A 23,523-nucleotide genomic window follows, 5' to 3' on the forward strand; every position below is an offset into this window, starting at 1 on the left:
TAAGGCGTATACTGCCTGTCACGTAAAATAAGGATGAAACTGACTCACGTCCTGTCAGCAGGAAGATGTATGTCTTTAACCCGAAAACGCCGCAGTACCGGAAAAGTAACGCTCGCGGATGTCGCGCAGCTTGCCGGCGTAGGCACGATGACCGTTTCCCGTGCTCTCCGCACGCCCGAACAGGTTTCCGATAAACTGCGTGAAAAAATTGAAGCTGCGGTGCAAGAGCTGGGTTACATGCCCAATCTTGCCGCCAGCGCGCTGGCATCAGCGTCGTCATGGACGATTGCGATGGTTGTTCCCAATCTTTCCGAAGCTGGATGTTCCGAGATGTTCGCCGGGCTACAGCATGTGCTTCAGCCTGCGGGCTACCAGATCATGCTGGCGGAATCTCAGCACCGGCTTGAACAGGAAGAGAAACTGCTCGAAACGCTGCTGGCATCGAATATCGCCGCGGCAATATTGCTTAGCGTTGAACACTCCGATACCGTGCGGCACTGGCTTAAAAACGCCTCTATCCCGGTGATGGAAATGGGTGCGATGCGTGCCGATCCGATTGATATGAATATCGGGATTGATAATGTCGCCGCCATGTATGAACTCACAGAAATGGTGATCCAGCGCGGCTACCAGAATATCGGCCTGCTGTGTGCTAACCAGGAGCAGTGGATTTTTCAGCAGCATTTGCAGGGCTGGTACAAGGCGATGCTGCGCCACCACATGTCGCCGAACAGGGTGATTAATGCCGCCATGCCGCCAAACTTCTCTACCGGCGCGGCGCAGCTGCCCGAGTTCCTGCTGGCGTGGCCGGAGCTGGACGCACTGGTGTGCGTATCCGATGAGCTCGCCTGCGGCGCGCTGTATGAGTGCCAGCGTCGGCGCATCAAAGTGCCGGACGATTTAGCGGTGGTGGGCTTTGGCGACAGCGACGTCAGCCGCGTCTGTCAGCCGCCGCTGACGACGATGGCGGTGCCGCATCGCAAGATTGGTATTGAAGCCGGGAAAGCGTTACTGGAACGACTGAACGACGGGGGCTGGCGCGACCATAAGCCCATCGCGTCCAGCCTGTGCCTGCGGGAAAGCTGTTAAGGCTTACTCAGCCTCTTCCTCTTTCTCCGCTCTATTTTCCGGTTTAGCGGATTCGTTTTTGGCGTTGCGGGTCATCCACAGCGCCAGTGCTTTTAAGGAATCCGGCGTAAACTCGTCGCAACGCGCGGTGATCTCTTCCGGCGTCATCCAGCTGACTTCGCTCACTTCCTCTTCCTGCAAGGCGAAAGGCCCATGGGAAACGCAGCTAAACAGCCCGCCCCAGACGCGGCAATGCTCATCTTCAAAATAAAACTGGCCGTGCTCGGCAAACGGCACGCCAGCGATACCTAACTCTTCTTCCGCTTCACGACGCGCGGAATCCAGCAGCACTTCATCGGCCTGCACGACGCCACCCGCTGTGGCATCCAGCATACCAGGAAGAAAATCTTTGGTGTCGGTGCGACGCTGGACCAGAATCTTGCCCATGCCGTCATGAACAACGATGTACGTCGCGCGGTGACGCAGACGCTCCGCACGCATTTGTTCGCGGCTGGCCTGCGCGATCACTTCATTTTCTTCGCTGACAATGTCAACCCATTCAGTACTTGCCAAATGATTCTGCTCCACCATCGGGAAACCTTCTCGTCTAAGCGCTCTTTCGGCGCGTTTGCAGTTGAGGTGTAACTTACGGATTAATCGCTATCTGTGCAATAACTTGCTGATCATTAAGTGCTATAACGCTTAATGTACCGTCTTCGTACATGCCGTAGCTTGCCGGGTAACCGCCCTTTGGAATGCTGACGGACCCGGGGTTGAAGTAATAAATGCCTTCACGTTTTTCCGCCACCGGAATATGAGTATGGCCAGAAACCAGGACATCGCCAGCGGCGAGTGACGGCAGGTTATCCGGGCCGAACAGGTGCCCATGGGTCAGGAACAAACGGCTGTTTTCCATCAGCACCTGTTGCCAGGGAGCGGTGATGGGAAAGTGCAGCAGCATCTGGTCAACTTCACTGTCACAGTTGCCGCGCACGGCGATGATGCGCGAAGCGTGCTGATTCAATTTTTCCGCCACCTGCGCCGGGGCATAGCCTTCCGGCAGCGCATTGCGCGGGCCATGGTTTAATACATCACCCAGGATGACCAGCCATTGCGCCCCGCTTTGGGCAAACAGCGAAAGCACGCGTTCGGTCGCGGGCAGCGATCCATGGATATCCGACGCAAACATCAGTTTCATCAGTTACTCCTCCGAAAATCAGACTGCCCCTATCATACCTCAAGCGCCTCGTCCGATCAGCCCGCGCGCTTAGCGGAGAGTGCCACATAGCGCTGCACCGACGCGCGTTGCCACTGGAACCCGGCATAATCCACCAGCAGCTGCGGGACGGCATCTCCGTTGAGGATCAGGCGATTGAGCATCAGCGCCAGATCGGCGTCGGCAATACACCACTCGCCAAACAGGTTCGGACTGCCGTGAGCCAGCAGCGAGGAGGCCGTCTCAATCAGCTTTTGCGCGCTGGCTTCCCCCTCCGCGCTGAGCGCCGGCTTTTTGACGCCGGCGAAGACCACGTCCGTGGAGCGCTCGACGCGAATCGGCACCAGATCGCTGCGCAGCCACGCCTGGATCTGACGGGCGCGGGCGCGCTTTTGCAGATCGTGAGGATAGATGCGTTCCCACTCTGGCGGAGCGAAGCGATCTTCCAGATACTCGTCAATCGCCGAGGATTCGCTCAGCTCAAAGCCGTCAATCTCCAGCACGGGAACCCGTCGGGTAAGCGCGTAGCCCTGCCACTGGGGCTTCAGATGTTCGCCGCTGTCCAGGTCAATAGTTTTCAGATTCACGGCGAGCCCCTTTTCAGCCAGCGCCACGTAAACGCTCATAACATAAGGAGAAAAGAAGTTCGCATCGGACCACAACGTTATTACAGGCTGGCTCATGACATCCTCATTAACTGATTGGTTTTCACTCAACATATAATCTCTTTGCCTCGCTGTCACCTGATGAAAACTCACGATTTTCTGCCAGCACCTATACTGTTTTTTCATGGCAACACTCTTCACACTGACAGGAGTTGAGAATGATCGATCTCTATTATGCCCCCACCCCGAATGGCCATAAGATCACCCTCTTTCTCGAAGAAGCCGAAGTGGAGTACCGGATCGTTCGCGTAGATATCAGTAAAGGGGACCAGTTCCGCCCCGTTTTTTTGGCCATATCGCCCAACAATAAAATTCCGGCCATTATTGATAACCTGCCCTCTGATGGCGGCAAACCGTTAAGCCTGTTTGAGTCCGGAGAGATTTTGCTCTATCTGGCGGAGAAAACCGGCAAGCTCCTGAGCGGTGAACTGCGCGAGCGTCACCAGACCCTTCAGTGGCTGTTCTGGCAGTCAAGCGGCCTGGGGCCCATGCTGGGGCAGAACCACCACTTTACCGCGTATGCGCCACAGACTATCCCTTACGCCATTGAGCGATACCAGGTCGAAACCCAGCGTCTGTACGGTGTTCTGAACCGTCGGCTGGAAAAATCACCGTGGCTCGGTGGTGAGCATTACAGCATTGCCGATATCGCCTGCTGGCCGTGGATCAACACCCATGAACGCCACCGGATCGACCTGGCCTCTTACCCGGCGGTGAACAACTGGTTTGAGCGCATCAGGACCCGACCGGCCACCGAACGTGCGATGCAAAAAATCCATCAGATTTGAGCCTGCGCCCCGTTGGGTACAGGTGTTCTCCTCATGTATGATGAGGCAGAAATACTGACACGGAGAAGACCTGCAATGTCCCAGCATGACGCTATTATTCGTATAAAAAACTTACGCTTACGCACGTTCATCGGTATTAAAGAGGAGGAGATCGCTAATCGCCAGGATATCGTGGTGAATGTGGTGATCCATTACCCGGCAGACAAGGCGCGCGCCAGCGAGGATATCAATGACGCGCTGAACTATCGCACGATCACCAAAAGCATCATCCAGTACGTTGAGAACAACCGTTTTGCGCTACTGGAAAAATTAACTCAGGATGTGCTCGATATCGCACGCGAACACCACTGGGTCACTTATGCTGAAGTAGAGATCGATAAACTTCACGCCCTGCGCTACGCCGACTCCGTCTCGATGACGTTAAGCTGGCAGCGCCAGGCGTAAACCTGGAGGTAGTATGAAGATTCTGCTCACCGGCGGTACGGGCCTGATTGGTCGCCATCTCATTCCACGCTTGCAGGCGTTGCATCACGACATCACCGTGGTCACGCGCAGCCCGGAGAAAGCCCGTCAGGTGCTGGGTGCCGGCGTTGAGATCTGGAAAGGCCTGGCGGAACGGCAGGATCTGGACGGCTTTGACGCCGTCATTAACCTCGCGGGTGAACCTATTGCCGATAAACGCTGGACCGAAGAGCAAAAGCAGCGTTTATGCAGCAGCCGCTGGAACATGACCGAAAAGCTGGTTGAGCTGATTCGCAACAGCGAGACGCCGCCTTCGGTGCTGATTTCCGGTTCTGCTACAGGCTACTATGGCGATCTCGGTGAAGTGGTGGTGACCGAAGAGGAGCCACCGCACAACGAGTTTACCCATAAACTCTGCGCCCAGTGGGAGCGTATCGCCTGCGCGGCGCAGAGCGATAAGACACGCGTCTGTCTGCTGCGCACCGGCGTGGTGCTTGCCCCGAAGGGCGGTATCCTCGGTAAAATGCTGCCGCCGTTTAAAATGGGGCTTGGCGGTCCTATCGGTAACGGACGGCAGTATCTGGCGTGGATCCATATCGACGATATGGTCAACGGCATTCTCTGGCTGCTGGATAACGACCTGCGCGGGCCGTTTAACATGGTGTCTCCGTATCCGGTACGTAATGAGCAGTTTGCTCATGCCCTGGGCCATGCCCTGCATCGCCCGGCGGTGCTGCGCGTGCCTGCAACGGCGATTCGGCTGCTGATGGGTGAATCGTCGGTGCTGGTGCTGGGCGGCCAGCGCGCGCTGCCAAAACGGCTGGAAGCGGCCGGATTTACGTTCCGCTGGTATGATTTAGAAGAGGCGCTGGGGGATGTAGTGCGGTGAATATGTTACAGTCATACGCCATGTCTGGATGATATGGCGTAACTATGGCAACCCTCACCACAACCCGGCTTCACCTCTCTCCTTTCAAACCCTCTGACTGGGCGTTCTTCCGCTCACTGCGTGAAGATCCCACCGTCATGCGCTACATGGCTGCTATCACGCCGGAAAAAGAGACGCGCCGCGTATTTGCCGCACGCCTGATGGCGGAGCATGTCTTCGTGATCCGTCTGCATAATGACGATATGCCGCTCGGAGATATCGGGCTGCAAATCAGCGCGGCGAACCGTGAAGAGGCGGATATTGGCTATACCGTGGTGCCTGCCGCGCAGGGAAAAGGTATTGCCAGCGAGGCGCTGCGCGCGGTATGTGATTACGCCTTTAACCCGATCGGCGTGAAGGCGATTAATGCGTATGTACTGGCGGATAACGGCGGTTCGGTACGCGTGCTGGAGAAAGCCGGTTTTGTGCGCACGCAGGTGCTGGAGAAGGCATACGAGATTAACGGGGTGCGGTATGACGACTGGGTGTACCGGCTGGAGCGTGGTGCGCCCTGAATGCGTGGCGGCGGCCTACGGTTTTTGTAGGCCCGGTAAGCGAAGCGCCACCGGGCAATTAAGCAGCACCGCCGTCTGATGCCCTCTTTATTTCAGAGATCCCTTCAGGAACTGCTGCAAGCGCGGGCTTTGCGGGTTCGCCAGCACCTCATCAGGATGCCCCTGCTCCTCAATCTTGCCCTGATGCAGGAAGATAACGTGGTTAGAAACATTACGGGCGAAGCCCATCTCATGCGTCACCACCACCATCGTTTTGCCCTCTTCAGCCAGCTTCTGCATGATGCGCAGCACCTCGCCAACAAGTTCCGGGTCCAGCGCGGAGGTCGGTTCGTCAAACAGCAGAACTTCCGGCTCCATCGCCAGCGCGCGGGCGATGGAGACGCGCTGCTGCTGACCACCTGACAGGTGCACCGGGTACTTGATCTGCTGACGCTCGTCGATACCCACTTTCGCCAGGTATTTCACCGCACGCTCGCGGGCCTCCTGCTTGCTTAAGCCGAGCACCTGAACCGGCGCTTCCATCACGTTCTCCAGCACCGTCATGTGGCTCCAGAGGTTGAAGTGCTGGAACACCATCGTCAGGCGCGTACGCAGCAGGCGCAGCTGGTTTTTATCCGCCACTTTAAGCTGGCCGTCTTTATCACGGACCATATTAATGTTCTGTCCGCTCACCACAATCGAACCTTCGCTCGGCTTTTCGAGGAAGTTGATGCAGCGCAGGAAGGTACTTTTACCCGAACCTGATGAACCGATAATACTGATCACGTCGCCCGCGTTAGCCTCCAGCGACACCCCTTTCAGCACTTCATGTTCGCCGTAGCGCTTGTGCAAATCAATTACGTTTAATTTGTTCTCAGCCATCATAAATTCTCAGTGCGTCGACGGTTTTATATGCTGCAACCAGCGTTTTTCAGCCTTACGGAACAGGCTGATCAGGACGTAAGAAATGATCAAATAGAGCACTGCCGCAATGCCAAACGCCGTAAACGGCTGATAGGTCGCAGAGTTAATATCGCGCGCAATCTTTAACAGATCCGGTACCGTGGCGGTAAAGGCCAGTGCCGTTGAATGCAGCATTAAAATCACTTCGTTGCTGTACGCCGGCAGCGCAATACGCAGCGCTGAAGGCAGAATAATACAGCGGTAAAGCTTCACGGAGGAGAAGCCGTACGCGCGCGCCGCCTCGATCTCTCCGTGCGGCACGGAACGAATGGCACCGGCGAAGATCTCGGTGGTATAGGCGCAGGTATTGAGCGTCAGCGCCAGCACCGTACAGTTCAGGCCGCTGCGGAAGAACGCGTTCAGCATCTCGGTGCCTTTCACGATCTCAAGCGTGTACATCCCCGAATAGAACACCAGCAGCTGTACGTACAGCGGCGTACCGCGAAACACGTAGGTAAACAGCCAGATCGGGAACTGAATAAATTTATTGTTCGACACGCGGCCAATGGCCAAAAACACCGCCAGAATGCCGCCCATTACTACCGAGGAAATCAGCAGCCACAGCGTGATCGCCACGCCCGTGAAGCGGTAGCCGTCCGTCCACAGCAGGGATTTCCAGTACTCCTGAATAATCTCAATCACAGGTCAGCCCTCTTCACACCCACGGAGTAGCGACGTTCGAGCAGAAGCAGCACACCATTGGAGACGGTCGTAAAGACCAGATAAATCACGCCACAGACCACCGCAAAGTAGAATGGTTCCCAGGTGCTCTTACCCGCCAGCTGCGTGGCCTTCACCACGTCTTCCAGACCCAGCAGGGAGACCAGCGCCGTCGCCTTGAGAATAACCTGCCAGTTGTTGCCGATACCTGGCAGCGCGTAACGCATCATGGCCGGGAACATGATCCGGCGAAACGTTTGTGAGGAGGTAAAACCGTAGGCAGTCGCCGCTTCAATATGTCCCTTCGGCACGGCCATGTACGCGCCGCGAAAGGTCTCGGTGAAGTAGGCGCCGTAGATAAAACCAAGGGTAATGATACCGGCCACCATCGGGTCGATATCGATCTGATCCATGCCGATAGCGTCCGTCACGCCGTTGAGTGCGATTTGCAGGCCGTAAAAGATCAGCAGCATCAGCACAAGGTCAGGCACGCCGCGAATCAGCGTGGTATAGCCTTCAAATATCAGCGCCAGCGGTCTGTTGGCGTATAACTTTGCCCCCGCGCCCGCCAGGCCTATCAGCACCGCCAGCACCACGGAGCTGATGGCCAGCTCAAGGGTGACAAGCGCGCCCTGTAAAATAACGCCAGAAAATCCGTACAGCATACCGCGTGCCCTGTCGTCTCGTGAGTGGTGGAACCGTGTCTTTTCCCCTCCCGCAACGGGAGGGGCCGCACGTTATCAGACGGGGCGATTAGCCGCCGTAGACGTTAAAATCGAAGTACTTTTTCGCCAGCTTGTCGTAGGTGCCGTCCGCGCGCATCTCGGCGAACGCTTTGTTCAGGGCTTCACGCAGTTCGTTGTCTTCTTTACGCAGGCCCATACCGGTGCCTACGCCAAAGAGTTTTTCATCCTTAATGGACGGACCGCCGAACTTGTAATCTTTACCCACAGGCTGCTTCAGGAAGCCTTCGCTTGCCGCCACTTCATCCTGGAATGCGGCATCAATGCGGCCTGCGGTCAGGTCTGCGTAGATATTTTCCTGCCCCTGGTAAGAGACAATTTCAATGCCCTTAGGCGCCCAATGCTCGTTGCCGTAGGTTTCCTGCGTGGTCCCCTGCAACACGCCCACGCGTTTGCCTTTCAGAGACTCAAGGGTTGGCTGAATGTCAGAGGATTTCGCCACTACCAGACGTGAATCAGCCGCGTAGAGTTTGTCCGTGAAGGCAATCTCCTGCTGACGTTTTTCAGTGATGGAAAGGGAGGACATGATCACGTCGATTTATTTCGCTTTCAGGGACGGGATCAGCGCATCCAGCGGGTTTTCAACGTAAGTACATTGCGCTTTAATGCGTTTGCACAGCTCGTTAGCCAGATCGATGTCAAAACCGACCAGTTCCCCCTTCGCATTCTTCGATTCGAAAGGTGCGTAGGTTGGATCAGTTCCAATACGAATTTTCTGCGGAATTGCTGCGAATGCCGCGGTGGCGCTGGAAAAGGCCAGTACCAGAGAAAGTGACAACACCAGTTTTTTCATATCTGTCCTCAACAAACTGTCTTAATACGAGATTTTACGACCACGGGGTGCCGTTAATGTGCCATTAATCGCCTCATTCAGGCAAAGATTAATGGCTCTGAACGGGAATTTTTGCATTTTAAATGCTTAACTATGCACACAGCGATCCAATACGGTGCAATAGATGCACCATACTGGAACATTACCCCGTGGGATGCACCACATCAGTGCATCCCGTTCAGGCATTAATCACCGTAGACGTTGAAATCGAAGTATTTCTTCGCCAGTTTGTCGTAAGTACCGTCTTTACGCAGCTCGTTAAACGCTTTGTCGAAGGCGGCTTTCAGCTCGGTATCATCCTTACGCAGGCCAATACCGGTGCCGTCGCCAAAGTATTTTTTATCTTTAACTGACGGGCCAGCAAAGGCGTACTCTTTACCCGCAGGCTGCTTCAGGAAGCCTTCGCTCGCGGCAACTTCATCCTGGAACGCGGCATCCAGACGGCCCGCCGCCAGGTCAGAGTAGATCAGATCCTGGTTCTGGTAGGCGACCACATCGACGCCCTTCTCGCGCCAGTTGGCGTTCGCGTAGCCTTCCTGGGTTGAGCCCTGAAGCACGCCAACATGCTTACCTTTCAGCGAGTCGATGGTCGGCTGGATTGGGGAGCCTTTCGCGGCAATCAGACGTGAATCGGCAGCGTAGAGCTTCTCAGAGAAGGCGATCTCCTGCTGACGTTTTTCCGTGATGGAGAGAGAAGAGATAATGGCATCAATTTTCTTGGCTTTCAGCGATGGGATCAGCGCATCAAAGTCACTGCCCACCCATGTGCACTTCACTTCCATGCGTTTGCACATCTCATTTCCCAGATCGATATCAAACCCCACGAAATCGCCCTTCGCATCCTTGGATGAGAATGGCGCGTAGGTTGCGTCTGTACCGATACGAACTGTCTGTGGAAGCGCTGCATAGCTGCCTGCTGCTGCACTCAAGCCCACGAGCAAAGACAGAGCCAGAACCGTCTTCTTCATACATTTACCCTCAAGAACCGTGATTTTATTATGGTTTATGTTGTGTGTTGTGTTGCAGGCTGCTCTTGCAGGTCTTATGCCACATTGTCGTCGGGTTCAGACTACGACGTTAAATATGTTAATAAAACGTTGCGATACTGCCTTAATGGTGAAAGATAGCAGGTCTGCCGAACGAACCGGAAAGAGAAAAAGGGAAAAAGCGAATTAAATGTCGAGGATATGATCGCGGTTGCAGTTTTGCCCTGAAACAGGGCAAATTGCCTTTTCATGCACCCTGATTGTGCACGGCTTCACGTCCCCTGCCAGCGGACAAAGAGATCTTCAGGCAGGTCAATATCGAACTGATCCAGTACGCGGTTAACGGTCTGATTGATGACATCGTCCAGCGTCTGCGGGCGATGATAGAACGCAGGAACCGGGGGCATAATCACGGCGCCCAGTTCGGCGGCCTGCGTCATCAGGCGCAGATGTCCCAGGTGCAGCGGGGTTTCGCGCACGCACAGCACCAGAGGGCGACGCTCTTTCAGCACCACGTCTGCCGCACGCGTCACCAGCGTGTCGGTATAGCTGTTTACAATGCCGGAAAGGGTTTTAATCGAACAGGGCAAAATAACCATGCCGGCCGTTTTAAACGAGCCTGAAGAGATGCTGGCGGCGATATCGCGGGCATCGTGCACAACGTCAGCCAGGGCCTGAACGTCGCGCAGAGAGAGATCGGTTTCAAGAGAGAGGGTCTGGCGCGCCGCCTGGCTCATCACCAGATGGGTTTCTACGCCTGCAACGTCACGCAGCACCTGTAACAGCCGGACGCCGTAAATCGCGCCGCTGGCACCGCTGATCCCTACAATGAGTCGTTTCATGATTTTTGCCCTTGCTGATTTCAGGGCAGACTGTGCAGGATTTTACGGGGAGTTGCAAGTGAGGGCGAGCGCCCTCACCTGCACAGGCATCAACCTTCGTTGTGCATCTCTAAGCTTTCGAGATCGTTTTGCAGCTGGACGGCTTTCGCATCGTCGTTACGCAGCGAATCAAGGTAGTCGAGATACTGCTGGTCAACGTCTTTCGTCACGTAGATGCCATTGAACACCGAGCATTCGAACTGCTGGATATCCGGGTTCTCGGCGCGCACCGCGTCGATCAGATCGTTCAGATCCTGGAAAATCAGGCCGTCGGCCCCGATAATCTGACGGATTTCGTCCACTTCACGACCGTGAGCAATCAGCTCGTTGGCGGTTGGCATATCAATACCGTACACGTTCGGGAAGCGGATTTCCGGCGCCGCAGAGGCGAGATACACTTTCTTCGCGCCGGCTTCGCGCGCCATCTCGATGATCTGCTCGGACGTCGTGCCGCGCACGATGGAGTCATCCACCAGCAGCACGTTCTTGTCGCGGAACTCGGCACGGTTAGCGTTGAGCTTGCGACGTACGGACTTACGGCGCAGCTGCTGGCCCGGCATAATGAAAGTACGGCCAACGTAGCGGTTTTTCACGAAGCCCTGACGGTACGGCTTGTCCAGAATGCGGGCGATCTCCAGCGCGATGTCGCAGGAGGTTTCCGGAATCGGTATCACCACGTCGATGTCGAGATCGTCCCACTCGCGGGCAATCTTCTCGCCCAGCTTCGTGCCCATGTTGACGCGCGCGCTGTAAACGGAAATCTTGTCGATGAACGAGTCCGGACGAGCGAAGTAGACGTATTCGAACAGGCACGGGTTGCTCACCGGGTTGTCGGCGCACTGGCGGGTAAACAGCTGGCCCTTCTCGGTGATGTAAACCGCTTCGCCCGGCGCAACGTCACGCAGGAACTCGAAGCCCAGCGTGTCCAGCGCCACGCTTTCGGAGGCCACCATGTACTCGGAACGGCCATCGCCGAGGTCGCGCTTGCCGAGCACCAGCGGGCGGATCCCGTTTGGATCGCGGAAGGCCACCATGCCGTGACCGATAATCATCGCCACGCAGGCGTACGCGCCGCGGATCTGGCGGTTTGTCGCGGCAACGGCGGCAAAGATGTTATCGGCTTCCAGCGGGTAGTGGCGGAAGTTATCCAGCTCGCTGGCAAAGATATTGAGCAGGATTTCAGAATCAGAGGTGGTGTTAATGTGGCGACGTTTCTCTTCAAACAGCTTTTTACGCAGCTCGTGGGCGTTGGTCAGGTTGCCGTTGTGGGCAAGCGTGATGCCATACGGGGAGTTAACGTAAAAAGGCTGAGCCTCAGAGGCGCTGGAACTGCCAGCAGTAGGATAACGAACGTGACCGATCCCCATATTACCTTGCAGACGCTGCATATGGCGGGCTTCAAACACATCGTTTACCAGGCCGTTCGCCTTACGTAAACGGAAGCAGTTGTTTGCATCAATGGTGATGATACCCGCAGCATCCTGCCCACGGTGCTGAAGCACCGTTAACGCGTCATAAATCGACTGGTTTACCGGCATGAAACCGGCGATACCGACAATACCGCACATTCGTCTTTTCCTCGTTAAGCCACATCTCAGGGTTTATGCCCTGGGCAAGAAACTCGACGAGCTTTGCAGATAGTCAAAGAACCATCTGATGATGAAGCTGAACTCCGGAATGAGCTGCGATTTCTGCCAGTCTTCACTTTTGGAGAACCCGGTAAAGGTATCCAGGAAGAACAGGATCGCGGCCACAATCAGCACGCCTCGCAACGCACCGAAACAGATGCCGAGCACCCTGTCCGTCCCTGACAGACCGGTTTTCTCGACCAGCTGGCCTATCACATAGTTGACGATAGCGCCGACAATCAGCGTCGCGATAAACAGCAGCGCGATAGCGATTCCGTTTCGGACCAGTTCATCTTCAAAGCCCGTGAACCAGACAGACAGGTAAGTGTAGTAATGACTGGCAACAAAGAAAGCACAACCCCAGGTTACCAGCGATAACGCTTCACGAACAAAGCCACGGATCAGGCTAACCAGACAGGAAAAACCAATCACCGCAATGATGGCGTAATCAATCCAGACCATATGTGTCCCACGATTTAACGCCCTGTCATCCAGTTCGGGGCGAATTCTAACAGAAAAAGAAAACGTTTGCGTAGGGATTTCCTTCCCATGCGTAAATAAAAAAGGCGCTGAAAAAATGCTCAACGCCGTTGGCTTATTACGTCTCTTTGGACGTCTGCCATTCCCCCTCACCCTAACCTTCTCCCCTTTGGGAAGAGGGCCGGGGTGAGGGGGAAAACTTATCAGTTTGCGCTGTAGTTCATCACCACGCCGCTCAGGCCGGAGATCTGCTTCAGCTCGCCAAGCGAACCTTTGAGCTTATCTTTAGACGCATCCGGCCCCACGAGGATACGGGTAATTTTACCCTGCACCGGCGTGGTGGGTGAAGTATAAACACGGTATCCCGCGCCGCGCAGTTTACTCACGATCTCATTGACCTTATCAGCGTTTTTCAACGCACCCAGCTGAACGACATAGGCTTTGCCCGTCGGGGCAGCCTCCTGCTGGGCCTGTCTGGCCGGTGGCGGCGTTTCCGTTGCCGCCGCCAGCTGCTCGGCCGCTTTGTCACGCTGCGGTTTAGGCTGCGTTTTCTCTACCGGCTTCGGTTTTTCAACCGGTTTAGGTTGCTCTACCGGTACGGGATCGATTTCAACGTTGTTATTTGCAGCCAGACGCGACGGGTCAAGAGACGGCGCGGCTGCATCGCCTGCACGCACCTCTTCCGCTGCGCCTTCAGGCGGCTGGGCAGGTAGCGCCTGCGTTGCCGCGGGCAGCATGTCGGGCTCGTCGCGGTCGCCCGGTTTTGGCACCAGCGGAATAGCCGCAAATTCATCCTGGTAATGCTTTTTCTGCCCGTCGAGCAGCCCCGGGAGAATAATCACCCCGAGCGCGACCAGCACAATGGTTCCTGTTAAACGGTTCTGAAACTTACTCGCCACCGGTTCTCCCCGCCTCCATCACTTCCATGACATGTGCCACCGTGTGGAATGACCCACACACCAGCACGGTATCTTCTGGTTTAGCTTCCGCCATCGCGGCGCGCCAGGCCGAAACCACGCTGTCGTAGATTTCGCCTTTGCCGAGATGTTCCATTAATTGCTCAGCAGTCGCGCCACGCGGCCCCTCCAGAGGAGCACAATACCAGCTATCGACCACACTCTCCATGCAGGCCAGCGTGCCGCCGATATCTTTATCATGAAGCATACCGATAACCGCCAGCACGCGCCCGGTTTTTGGTAACGATTTGAGACGTCCTGCGAGGTACGCCGCCGCGTGCGGGTTATGCGCCACGTCCAGAATCAGACGCGGTGACTCGCTCACAATCTGGAAACGCCCCGGCAGCAGCGCGTTCTGAATACCGTCGCGGATCGCCTGCTCGCTCACCGTTAACCCGCTGGCGCGCAGTGCGGCCAGCGCGGTCGCTGCGTTAGGCTGTGGCACCTGCGGCAGCGGCAGATTCTCCAGCACGCCCTGCGCATCGCTAAAGCGCCAGCCGTGGCCCTGAATCTCATACTGCCAGTCCACGCCACGACGCAGCAGCCGCGCGCCCTTCTCTTTCGCCACGTCGGCAATGGTGTGCGGCATGTCCGGCTCGCCGACCACGGCGGGCTTATTCGCCCGGAAAATACCGGCCTTCTCGCGGCCAATGCTTTCGCGGTCTGGCCCCAGCCAGTCGGTGTGATCCAGCGCGATGCTGGTCACAACCGCGACATCCGCATCCACCATGTTTGTCGCGTCCAGTCGCCCACCCAACCCGACTTCCAGGATCACCACGTCCAGCTGCGCCTGCTTAAACAGCCACAGCGCCGACAGGGTGCCATATTCGAAATAGGTCAGTGAAGTTTCGCCGCGCGCCGCTTCGATAGCGGCAAACGATGCCGTGTGGGCAGATTCCGCCAGCTCGGCGTTTTGCACCCGCACGCGCTCGGTATAGCGCACCAGATGCGGAGAGCTGTAAACGCCGACCTTATAGCCGGCAGCCATCAGGACAGATTCCAGCGTGCGGCAGGTGGTGCCTTTCCCGTTAGTGCCGGCGACGGTAAACACGAACGGCGCGGGTTTCAGCACGTCGAGACGCGCGGCAACCTGGCTTACGCGCTCAAGGCCCATGTCGATGGTTTTACTGTGCAGGTTTTCCAGATAAGAAAGCCACGCGGCCAGGGGCGACGTGGCTTGAGGAATGCTTTTATTTTCCATGATGCCCGGTTGTCATTAACGGTTTAGAAAGCAAAAGGGCAGCGCCATTCGGCCCTGCCCTTTTCAGTTATCAGGCCTCGGGTTCCTGATCCGGTACGACCACGCCTTCGCGCGGCTCGTCCGGGTTAGGCGCTGGCAGATTCATCAGCTTCGCCAGAATGCTGGCCAGCTTGAGGCGCATTTCCGGACGGCGGACGATCATATCGATAGCGCCTTTCTCAATGAGGAACTCACTGCGCTGGAAGCCCGGCGGCAGTTTCTCACGTACGGTCTGTTCGATAACGCGAGGACCGGCAAAGCCGATCAGCGCTTTTGGCTCGGCGATGTTCAGGTCGCCCAGCATTGCGAAGCTCGCAGAGACGCCACCCATGGTTGGGTCGGTCAGTACCGAGATATACGGCAGACCGCGCTCCTGCATTTTCGCCAGCGCAGCGGAGGTTTTCGCCATCTGCATCAGAGACATCAACGCTTCCTGCATACGCGCACCACCGGAGGCGGAGAAGCAGATCAGCGGGCAGTTGTCTTCCAGCGCCTGCTCAACGGCACGTACGAAACGCGCGCCGACCACGGAGCCCATTGAGCCGCCCATAAAGGAGAACTCAAACGCAGCGGCAACCACCGGCATTTCATGCAGGGTGCCCTTCATGACGATCAGCGCGTCTTTCTCGCCGGTCTCTTTCTGTGCAGAGGCCAGACGATCTTTGTATTTTTTGGAGTCGCGGAACTTGAGCACATCTTTTGGCTCCAGTTCGCTGCCCAGTTCTACCAGAGAACCTTCGTCCAGCAGGCTATGCAGGCGGTTGCGCGCCGACATACGCATGTGGTGGTCACACTTAGGACACACCTCAAGATTGCGTTCCAGCTCTGCACGATACAGAACCTGGCCGCAGCTATCACACTTCGTCCATACCCCTTCAGGAATGCTCGCTTTACGCGTCGGGGTAATGTTGCTTTTAATTCGTTCAATCCAGCTCATTGATAACCTTTCTGCCTGAACCTGGTCGTATGCCAGTTTTGCTGTAAGAGGCGAATAATGCCATTTTTGCCTCCAACAGACCATGAATGTTGCACATTAAAACATAACAGCCCGAAACTTTGGATAAAAAAGTGGTCGAACTGCCAGCGTGCATTTACTTCGCTTGTTTTGCTGCCGCGCGTTTGTGACGTATGATTTCGATAACACCCGGCAGAACGGAAAGCACAATAATCGCTACAATCAGTAACTTAAGGTTTTCCTGAACCACAGGCAGATCGCCAAACAGGTAGCCCGCATAGGTAAAGAGCAACACCCAAAGCAGTGCGCCCACCACGTTGTACATCGCAAAATGACGATAGGACATGTGGCCCATTCCCGCCACAAACGGTGCAAATGTGCGCACAATAGGCACAAAACGGGCAAGGATAATGGTTTTTCCGCCATGACGTTCATAGAACGCATGGGTCTTGTCTAAATAACTGCGGCGGAAAATCTTCGAGTCCGGATTACTGAACAACCGCTCGCCAAACACTCGCCCGATGGTGTAGTTGACCGCATCGCCAACAATCGCCGCGACGATCATCAGGACGACCATCAGGTGGACGTTCAGGTCATTGGTTGGCAGTGCAGATAACGCACCGGCCACGAACAGCAGTGAATCTCCCGGCAGGAACGGCGTAACCACAAGCCCGGTTTCACAGAACAGAATGAGGAACAGAATGGCGTATACCCAGACGCCGTACTGCGCGACCAGCTCCGCCAGGTGAACATCAATGTGCAGGATGAAATCAATCAGAAAACGTATTACGTCCATATTGTCTAAGCCTTAATTGCACCTTTGTTTAGTCCGCTAAAAACAGCGGGCCCATTGGCGGTTTTGGCAGGTCGAACCGGTCCGGATAATCCACCGAAACCAGATACAGCCCTTCCGCTTTCGCCGTTGCTGCCGCAAGCGTTCTGTCCTTCGCTGCCAGCAGTTCTGCAATCCAGCTCTCCGGCTGGTGTCCGGCGCCCACTTCCATCAGGCTGCCCACGATATTCCGCACCATATGATGTACAAAGGCATTGGCTTTGATATCCACCACCACATACGCGCCATAACGACTGACGTTAATGTGCATGACGTTACGCCACGGCGTACGGGACTGACACTGCACCGCACGAAACGACGTAAAATCATTTTCTCCAATCAGGCACTGCGCCGCGCGATGCATGCGTTCTGCATCCAGCGGTTCATAAAAATGCGTCACGCCCTGGCTTAAGACGGCCGGGCGCAGGCGCTGGTTGTAGATGACATAACGGTAGCGCCGCGCCGTCGCGCTGAAGCGCGCGTGAAAATCATCCGGCACAGCTTTCACCCAACGCACGGCAATGTCACCAGGTAAATTCGCATTTACACCCAGCGTCCAGGCCGCATCTTTGCGTACCGCAGAAGTTTCAAAGTGTACCACCTGCCCCGTGCCGTGAACCCCGGCATCGGTGCGGCCCGCACAGAAGACGTTGATCGGTTCGTTCGCTACCTGAGAGAGCGCTTTTTCCAGCTTCTCCTGGACGCTGCGCACCTCATTCTGACGCTGCCAGCCATAGTATTTACTGCCATCGTACTCAATGCCGAGGGCAATTCTGTGGACCGGCTTTTGTTCCACGTCTGACATCAGTACAGATACTCCTGCACCAGTTTTTCCGCGATTTTGACCGCCATCAGCGCGCCGCCAAAACGCACGTTGTCGGCAACGGACCAGAACTGCACCTGCTCCGGCATACCGTAATCGTTACGCACGCAGGCCACGGAGAGATGCGCGCTGCCGGTGGCATCGCCCACCTGCGTCGGGAATTCGCTCTCTTCGGAAAGGACAATGTCCTCACCGCGGCCAAACGCGTCGCGCGCTTCTTCAGCCGCCAATGGACGCAGGGCTTCAAAGCCGACCATCTGCGCATGGCCGTAAAAGACCGGAGACTGTACGACGTTCGCGGAGATCATCAGCCCGTCATCCTGCAAAATTTTGCGCGCTTCATCGACGATACGACGCTCTTCCCGCACCGAACCTTCACGATCCGGCAGCAGCGGCAGCATGTTGAACGCCAACTGGCGGCCGAAGAAATCATCTTCGTCGATCGGGATACCGTTCAGCAGCTTCGCGCTCTGCCCTGCCAGCGCGTCTACGGCTTTTTTGCCATTAGCCGAAGCCGACAGCAGGCTGGTCACGGTAATGCGCGACAGGCCACCGTCGTCGATCAGCGGCTTCAGCGCGGTCAGCAACTGGCTGGTGAGGCTGTTTGGTACCGCAATGATGTTGCGGTTGCGGTAATCAGCCAGCACAAACGGGTTAACGTCCGGCACCACCAGCGGCACATCCGGCTCAAGGGAGAACAGGCCGCTCAGGTCGATCACCAGACAGCCTGAATTGGTCGCCTCTTCAATGTAAGACGCCGTCGCCTCTGCACCTGCGGCAAAAAACGCCAGCTGAGCCTGGGTCCAGTCAAATGCGGCGGCATCCTGCACCATCACGGATTTTCCGCCGAAACGCAGATGTTCACCCGCGCTGTCGGTACGCGCCAGCGCGTAAATTTCGCCCACCGGGAACTGGCGCTCAGCAAGGGTTTCAAGCAGGGCTTCGCCCACGGCGCCAGTGGCGCCCAAAATGGCAATGTTCCAGCCTTCAGACATGGTGGTTTACTCCAGAAATAAAAACGCGTCCCTGTCGGCGTTTCCAACAGGGAGCAGAAAGACATTAACGTGCCGGGTGGTGAACGGCGTTAAATCCCAGCTGATGCAGCAGCGCCGCCGCGGAGGCGTCATCGCACATCACATACAGGGAGGACCACTCGCGGCGCTCAAGGTAATTTTTGCGCAGCTTGTCAAACTCACCCGGAATACCCGCCACTTTACGCAGCAGCGCGTCATCGCGGCGCACATCATACACCAAATGCACCAGTCTTTTTAGCGTTGCCTCATCCAGCGGGCCATGAAGGGTAATGCGGCCAAATTCCGGCGCGGGAAGCAGCGTATCCAGCGCCACCTGCTGCGGATGGCCGATAAAGGCGCTGTAGGCCTCAAATACCTGAGTCGTGCCGCGCGCCTTGCCTTCGAGGGTATAACCCGCAATATGCGCGGTCCCCACGTCCACCTTATTCAGCAATGCGACGTTAAGATCCGGCTCGGGCTCCCAGACGTCCAGCACAACGCTCAGATCTTGTCCCTCGTCGAGACATTTCAGCAGCGCCGCGTTATCCACCACCGGACCGCGGCAGGCATTTATCAGAATAGTGCCAGCCTTCAGACGGCGGAATAGCGTCTCGTCGGCCAGGTGCAGAGACCGGTACGGCCCCTCTTTGAAAAGCGGCGTGTGGAAGGTGATGACGTCGCACTCGTCGACCAGTTCGTCCAGCGTGCGGAAATCGCCTTCATCGCCGTTATCCTTGCGCGGCGGATCGCACAGCAAAGTGCGAATGCCCCAGGCTTCCAGACGCTTTTGCAGACGTCCGCCGACGTTGCCCACGCCCACAATACCTACGGTGCGGTCTTTCAGCGCAAACCCATCGCGCTCGGCCAGCATCAATAATGCGGAAAAAACATATTCCACGACGGCAATGGCGTTACAGCCTGGCGCCGCTGAAAAACCAATCCCCGCCTGCTTAAGCCACTGGTCATCCACATGATCGGTCCCGGCCGTTGCCGTCCCGACAAACTTGATCCCTTTGCCGGTGAGCAGTGCCTCATTTACTTTGGTCACCGAGCGCACCATCAGGGCGTCTGCATCGTCCAGTTCGCTGACCGGAATCGGGCGACCAGGGACAGCCTTAACCTCGCCCAGGCGGCTGAACAGCTCACGGGCGTAAGGCATATTTTCATCAACGAGGATTTTCACGTCTGAGTACCTGTTTGAGAGGAAGTAAACCTGCCAAGTGTGCCATAATCTCGCCGCCGGGCATATATCTCCGCCCGGTTACGCAGAGTTTGACTTTAAGGATTTTTGACGATGCAGCCCATTTCAGGTACGCCTCCGCGCCCTCCGGGTGAAGGCCCCGTAGCGCCCAACACGCCAGGCGAACAGCCGCTCTCCACGCAACAGCGCACCGTGCTGGAGCGTCTGATCACGCGCCTAATTGCGTTGACCTCGCAGCAAAACGCAGAGGTATGGGCCGGCGTTAAGCACGATTTGGGCGTCAGAAACGATGCGCCGCTCCAGTCGCGCCATTTCCCTGCCGCTGAACAAAACCTGAACCAGCGTCTTACCAGCGCACAGCAGCAACATACTACCCGCCAGATTGTCTCGCAACTGACCGAGCTGTTGGGCCAGGGGAATAATCGCCAGGCGGTGAGTGATTTTATCCGTCAACAGTACGGCCATACCGCCCTGAGCCAGCTTTCGTCAGAACAGCTGAAAACCGTGCTGACTCTGCTGCAAAGCAACCAGCTTTCGATCCCGCAGCCGCAACAGCGCCCGTCGACAGAACGTCCATTGCAGCCAGCGGAGCACAATACGCTCAAGCAGATGGTCACAAAGCTGGCTGCCGCCACCGGCGAACCGACAAAGCTCATCTGGCAATCCATGCTGGAACTTTCCGGCGTGAAAGCGGGCGAGCTGATCCCGGCAAAACAGTTTACCCATCTGGTCACCTGGCTCCAGGCGCGTCAGACGCTCAGCGCCCAGACCGCCCCGACGCTGCATACGGTGCAGGCGTCGCTTAAGCAGCCGCTTGAGCGGCAAGAGTTTGAAGCTGTTCGGGAATATGCCCAGCAGGCCTGGCAGGCCACGCCGCAAACGGTGCTGACCACCGCGCAGGTTCAGGATTTACTGAATCAAATCTTTATTCGCCGCGCCGAGCGGGAAGGCGGCGTGCCGGAAGTGCGTAACGTTCAGCCCATCTACAGCCCGCTGTTTGCCCCGGTTGTCGACACGTTTAAAACGCTCTCTGCCCGCCCGGGATTGATGTTTATCGCGCTGATGATTGCGCTGGCGCTTTTCTGGCTGGTTGCCTGAGGTTTTGCCCGGTGGCGCTCCGCTTACCGGGCCTACAACGGCTCGAACCGTAGGCCGGGTAAGGCGCAGCCGCCCCCGGCAACATATTACCGCTTTCGAAACGCCACCAGCGTCACCACGATCCCCACCACCGCGGAAACCGCGCCGGCGAGAAATACGGAAGGATAGCCAAACGACGTCGCCAGCACGCCCGCCAGCGGTCCGGTTATCCCGTAGGAGATATCCTGAAACGCCGCATAGCCGCCCAGCGCTGTGCCGCGCACCTGCGGTGCGACGCGCTTCACCACCTCAACGCCCAGCGCCGGGAAGATCAGCGAGCAGCCGCAGCCGGTTAACGCCGCACCCAGCAGCGCAACGTAGGCGGACGGAGCCTGCCACAGCAGCACCAGACCTACCGTCTCAATAACCAGTGACGCTACGGCCACCTTCACGCCGCCAAAGCGATCCGGCATCCAGCCAAACAGCACGCGCATCAATACAAACGCGCCACCAAAGGCCGTCAGCGTAAAGCCCGCCATCGCCCAGCCGCGGCTCATAAAATAGAGAGAGACGAAGGTGCCAATCACCGCGAAGCCTACTCCCTGAAGCGCCAGCCCCAGCCCTGGCTGCCAGATTTGCCCCACCACGCTCCACAGCGAAGGACGTTCGCCTTTATGGGCGGGCACCTTGCGTACCGAACCGTTAAACGCCCACGCCAGCAGCGGTAATACCATGGTGGTTGCTGCCAGCGCCGCAAAACCAAACTGGCTGTGGATCAGCAAACCCAGCGGCGCGCCTGCCGCCAGCGCGCCGTAAATCGCCATCCCGTTCCAGGACATCACTTTACCGGAACGCGCAGGCCCCACCAGCCCCATTCCCCAGGTCAGGGTGCCGGTCAGCAGCTGGCTTTCGCCAAAGCCGAGGATCAGGCGCCCCACTACCAGCAGCGCGAATTTATACGCTGCATCTATCGGCAACAGCGCCGCCAGCAGCCAGGCGCCCCCCGCCAGCCCACAGGCAAACATGCCCTGCAACGCCGAGCGTTTTGCGCCGTGCTGGTCCGCCAGACGCCCGGCGTAGCCCCGGGTTAACACCGTCGCTAAAAACTGAATGCCCACCGCAATGCCGACCATGGTGTTGCCATAGCCCAGCTCATGGTGAACGAACAAGGGGATCACCGGCAGCGGAAGGCCAACGGTCATATAGGTCAGAAACACCGCAAAGGCGATGCGGAAGAGGGAAAGGTTCCCGGAAGGAGCGCTCTTCTCAGGGGTAATAGCCTTCATGCATAACTCCGTGTTCAGGCATAAAAAAGGGAGCCGCGCGGCTCCCTTCTACTATACCTTCAAACGCTTACGCTTTCAGCTTGCGCATCACCAGCGTGGCGTTGGTGCCGCCGAAGCCGAAGCTGTTGGACATAACGGTCGTCAGCTCACGTTCGGTGGTTTCGGTCACGATGTTCAGGCCAGCCGCCTGCTCGTCCATCTCGTCGATGTTGATGCTCGGGGCGATAAAGCCGTTTTCCAGCATCAGCAGAGAGTAGATCGCTTCCTGCACGCCCGCCGCACCCAGAGAGTGACCGGTCATGGCTTTGGTGGCAGAGATAGCCGGGCTGTTGTCGCCGAACACTTCGCGGATCGCACCCAGCTCTTTCACGTCGCCTACCGGAGTAGAGGTACCGTGGGAGTTCAGGTAGTCGATTGGGGTATCAACGCCGTGCATCGCCATCTTCATGCAGCGCACCGCGCCTTCGCCGGATGGAGCAACCATGTCAGCGCCGTCAGACGTTGCGCCGTAGCCCACGATCTCAGCGTAGATGTGCGCGCCACGCGCCAGCGCGTGCTCCAGCTCTTCAACCACGACCATGCCGCCGCCGCCCGCGATAACAAAACCGTCGCGGTGTGCGTCATAGGTACGGGATGCTTTGTCTGGCGTTTCGTTGTATTTGGTGGACAGTGCGCCCATTGCGTCGAACTCACAGGCCATTTCCCAGCCCAGCTCTTCGCCGCCGCCAGCAAAGACGATGTCCTGTTTGCCCAGCTGGATCTGCTCAACCGCATTACCGATACAGTGCGCGGAGGTCGCACACGCGGAGCTGATGGAGTAGTTCACGCCGTGGATTTTGAACGGCGTTGCCAGGCACGCGGATACCGCAGAACCCATCGCTTTGGTCACAACGTATGGACCGACCGCTTTCAGGCCGCGCGGGCTACGCATGGCGTCAGCACCGAACACCTGCGCCTTAGAGGAACCGCCGGAACCGGCAATCAGGCCCACGCGCGGGTTGTTCTGGTAGGCGTCTTCGCTCAGACCAGAATCCTTGATCGCTTCCTGCATGGAAAGATAGGCATAGATAGAGGCATCGTTCATGAAACGAACCACTTTACGGTCAATCAAACCGGTGGTATCCAGTTTAACGTTACCCCATACGTGGCTACGCATTCCAGAATCTTTAAACTCTTCAGAGAAAGTGATCCCGGAGCGTCCTTCACGCAGAGATGCCAGGACTTCCTGCTGGTTATTACCGATGCTGGAAACGATGCCCAGGCCAGTAATCACTGCACGTTTCATTCAATACCTCTGTAAGTCGCACTATAAAAAGTTTCGAGTCGCACAATAGCGTACACTTGTA

Annotated in this window: 25 protein-coding genes and 1 pseudogene; 6 read left to right on the forward strand and 20 right to left on the reverse strand. The window is 56.9% G+C overall.

Annotation, left to right across the window (positions count from 1 at the left end; all coding sequences use genetic code 11):
* Positions 1 to 69: 69 nt before the first annotated feature.
* Positions 70 to 1,089 carry a LacI family DNA-binding transcriptional regulator gene (locus DBR02_RS01795; protein ID WP_107533428.1) on the forward strand — a complete coding sequence of 340 codons (1,020 nt, stop codon included), beginning with the start codon at positions 70 to 72 and terminating at the stop codon, positions 1,087 to 1,089.
* A gap of 3 nt (positions 1,090 to 1,092) precedes the next feature.
* Here the strand turns inward: DBR02_RS01795 and yfcD are convergent, their stop codons facing one another.
* Genes yfcD through yfcF form a run of 3 tightly spaced genes read right to left on the reverse strand, consistent with a single transcriptional unit; the run spans position 1,093 to position 2,967 of the window.
* Entirely contained in the window at positions 1,093 to 1,659 is a 567-nt protein-coding gene (yfcD, locus tag DBR02_RS01800; RefSeq protein WP_063450402.1) for an NUDIX hydrolase YfcD, read from the reverse strand.
* A 55-nt stretch (positions 1,660 to 1,714) separates the two neighbouring features.
* Entirely contained in the window at positions 1,715 to 2,266 is a 552-nt protein-coding gene (yfcE, locus tag DBR02_RS01805) for a phosphodiesterase (RefSeq protein WP_063868180.1), read from the reverse strand.
* 56 nt (positions 2,267 to 2,322) lie between these two features.
* Positions 2,323 to 2,967 (reverse strand): glutathione transferase, encoded by a 645-nt coding sequence (yfcF, locus tag DBR02_RS01810; RefSeq protein WP_102750757.1) that lies wholly within the window; start codon positions 2,965 to 2,967, stop codon positions 2,323 to 2,325.
* Positions 2,968 to 3,107: 140 nt separating this feature from the next.
* Between yfcF and yfcG the strand changes: the two genes are divergently transcribed.
* The 4 genes from yfcG (at position 3,108) to DBR02_RS01830 (ending at position 5,642) form a co-directional block, all read left to right on the forward strand.
* Positions 3,108 to 3,737 carry a GSH-dependent disulfide bond oxidoreductase gene (gene yfcG, locus DBR02_RS01815; protein ID WP_063450405.1) on the forward strand — a complete coding sequence of 210 codons (630 nt, stop codon included), beginning with the start codon at positions 3,108 to 3,110 and terminating at the stop codon, positions 3,735 to 3,737.
* A gap of 75 nt (positions 3,738 to 3,812) precedes the next feature.
* Positions 3,813 to 4,181 carry a dihydroneopterin triphosphate 2'-epimerase gene (gene folX / locus DBR02_RS01820; protein ID WP_003861432.1) on the forward strand — a complete coding sequence of 123 codons (369 nt, stop codon included), beginning with the start codon at positions 3,813 to 3,815 and terminating at the stop codon, positions 4,179 to 4,181.
* A gap of 13 nt (positions 4,182 to 4,194) precedes the next feature.
* Entirely contained in the window at positions 4,195 to 5,088 is an 894-nt protein-coding gene (locus DBR02_RS01825) for a TIGR01777 family oxidoreductase (protein WP_107533430.1), read from the forward strand.
* A 44-nt stretch (positions 5,089 to 5,132) separates the two neighbouring features.
* A complete protein-coding gene (locus DBR02_RS01830; protein WP_107533431.1) occupies positions 5,133 to 5,642 on the forward strand; it encodes a GNAT family N-acetyltransferase in 510 nt (169 codons plus the stop codon).
* An 87-nt stretch (positions 5,643 to 5,729) separates the two neighbouring features.
* Here the strand turns inward: DBR02_RS01830 and hisP are convergent, their stop codons facing one another.
* The 15 genes and pseudogenes from hisP to pdxB all read right to left on the reverse strand — a co-directional run bounded on the left by hisP (position 5,730) and on the right by pdxB (position 19,796).
* Positions 5,730 to 6,503: a histidine ABC transporter ATP-binding protein HisP gene (hisP, locus tag DBR02_RS01835; protein WP_003861426.1), complete on the reverse strand. Its 774-nt coding sequence runs from the start codon at positions 6,501 to 6,503 to the stop codon at positions 5,730 to 5,732.
* 9 nt (positions 6,504 to 6,512) lie between these two features.
* Positions 6,513 to 7,226 (reverse strand): ABC transporter permease, encoded by a 714-nt coding sequence (locus DBR02_RS01840; protein WP_003861424.1) that lies wholly within the window; start codon positions 7,224 to 7,226, stop codon positions 6,513 to 6,515.
* Positions 7,223 to 7,909, reverse strand: a complete 687-nt coding sequence (locus DBR02_RS01845) for a histidine ABC transporter permease HisQ (RefSeq protein WP_107533432.1) — start codon at positions 7,907 to 7,909, stop codon at positions 7,223 to 7,225. The genes DBR02_RS01840 and DBR02_RS01845 overlap by 4 nt, the downstream gene beginning before the upstream one ends.
* A gap of 88 nt (positions 7,910 to 7,997) precedes the next feature.
* Positions 7,998 to 8,780 (reverse strand): annotated as a pseudogene (hisJ, locus tag DBR02_RS01850) (histidine ABC transporter substrate-binding protein HisJ).
* Between the two features lie 224 nt (positions 8,781 to 9,004).
* The gene (gene argT / locus DBR02_RS01855) at positions 9,005 to 9,787 is read right to left on the reverse strand and encodes a lysine/arginine/ornithine ABC transporter substrate-binding protein ArgT (protein WP_006811405.1); all 783 of its coding nucleotides are present in this window, start codon (positions 9,785 to 9,787) and stop codon (positions 9,005 to 9,007) included.
* A gap of 290 nt (positions 9,788 to 10,077) precedes the next feature.
* Entirely contained in the window at positions 10,078 to 10,647 is a 570-nt protein-coding gene (locus tag DBR02_RS01860) for a UbiX family flavin prenyltransferase (RefSeq protein WP_063450410.1), read from the reverse strand.
* A gap of 89 nt (positions 10,648 to 10,736) precedes the next feature.
* Positions 10,737 to 12,254, reverse strand: coding sequence for an amidophosphoribosyltransferase (gene purF, locus DBR02_RS01865; protein WP_008502595.1), 1,518 nt, complete (start codon positions 12,252 to 12,254; stop codon positions 10,737 to 10,739).
* Between the two features lie 33 nt (positions 12,255 to 12,287).
* The gene (cvpA, locus tag DBR02_RS01870; RefSeq protein ID WP_063868171.1) at positions 12,288 to 12,776 is read right to left on the reverse strand and encodes a colicin V production protein; all 489 of its coding nucleotides are present in this window, start codon (positions 12,774 to 12,776) and stop codon (positions 12,288 to 12,290) included.
* 221 nt (positions 12,777 to 12,997) lie between these two features.
* Positions 12,998 to 13,693 carry a cell division protein DedD gene (gene dedD / locus DBR02_RS01875; RefSeq protein ID WP_063868170.1) on the reverse strand — a complete coding sequence of 232 codons (696 nt, stop codon included), beginning with the start codon at positions 13,691 to 13,693 and terminating at the stop codon, positions 12,998 to 13,000.
* Positions 13,683 to 14,951, reverse strand: coding sequence for a bifunctional tetrahydrofolate synthase/dihydrofolate synthase (folC, locus tag DBR02_RS01880; RefSeq protein ID WP_107533433.1), 1,269 nt, complete (start codon positions 14,949 to 14,951; stop codon positions 13,683 to 13,685). Before folC ends, dedD begins: the two co-directional genes overlap by 11 nt.
* A gap of 70 nt (positions 14,952 to 15,021) precedes the next feature.
* Positions 15,022 to 15,927 (reverse strand): acetyl-CoA carboxylase, carboxyltransferase subunit beta, encoded by a 906-nt coding sequence (gene accD, locus DBR02_RS01885; protein WP_003861408.1) that lies wholly within the window; start codon positions 15,925 to 15,927, stop codon positions 15,022 to 15,024.
* Positions 15,928 to 16,081: 154 nt separating this feature from the next.
* Positions 16,082 to 16,741 carry a DedA family protein gene (locus DBR02_RS01890; protein ID WP_063450414.1) on the reverse strand — a complete coding sequence of 220 codons (660 nt, stop codon included), beginning with the start codon at positions 16,739 to 16,741 and terminating at the stop codon, positions 16,082 to 16,084.
* Between the two features lie 28 nt (positions 16,742 to 16,769).
* Positions 16,770 to 17,582, reverse strand: coding sequence for a tRNA pseudouridine(38-40) synthase TruA (gene truA, locus DBR02_RS01895; RefSeq protein ID WP_102750760.1), 813 nt, complete (start codon positions 17,580 to 17,582; stop codon positions 16,770 to 16,772).
* Positions 17,582 to 18,595, reverse strand: coding sequence for an aspartate-semialdehyde dehydrogenase (locus DBR02_RS01900; protein WP_063450416.1), 1,014 nt, complete (start codon positions 18,593 to 18,595; stop codon positions 17,582 to 17,584). Before DBR02_RS01900 ends, truA begins: the two co-directional genes overlap by 1 nt.
* A gap of 64 nt (positions 18,596 to 18,659) precedes the next feature.
* Positions 18,660 to 19,796 (reverse strand): 4-phosphoerythronate dehydrogenase PdxB, encoded by a 1,137-nt coding sequence (gene pdxB / locus DBR02_RS01905; protein ID WP_107533434.1) that lies wholly within the window; start codon positions 19,794 to 19,796, stop codon positions 18,660 to 18,662.
* A gap of 111 nt (positions 19,797 to 19,907) precedes the next feature.
* Between pdxB and flk the strand changes: the two genes are divergently transcribed.
* On the forward strand, positions 19,908 to 20,912 hold the full coding sequence (gene flk, locus DBR02_RS01910) for a flagella biosynthesis regulator Flk (RefSeq protein WP_107533435.1): 1,005 nt from the start codon (positions 19,908 to 19,910) through the stop codon (positions 20,910 to 20,912).
* Positions 20,913 to 20,998: 86 nt separating this feature from the next.
* Here flk and DBR02_RS01915 read toward each other — a convergent pair whose 3' ends face one another.
* On the reverse strand, positions 20,999 to 22,177 hold the full coding sequence (locus DBR02_RS01915) for an MFS transporter (protein ID WP_107533436.1): 1,179 nt from the start codon (positions 22,175 to 22,177) through the stop codon (positions 20,999 to 21,001).
* 67 nt (positions 22,178 to 22,244) lie between these two features.
* The gene (gene fabB, locus DBR02_RS01920) at positions 22,245 to 23,462 is read right to left on the reverse strand and encodes a beta-ketoacyl-ACP synthase I (protein ID WP_022648859.1); all 1,218 of its coding nucleotides are present in this window, start codon (positions 23,460 to 23,462) and stop codon (positions 22,245 to 22,247) included.
* Positions 23,463 to 23,523: the final 61 nt, after the last annotated feature.

Source organism: Enterobacter cloacae complex sp. (assembly GCF_900322725.1).
Classification (GTDB): domain Bacteria; phylum Pseudomonadota; class Gammaproteobacteria; order Enterobacterales; family Enterobacteriaceae; genus Enterobacter; species Enterobacter quasihormaechei.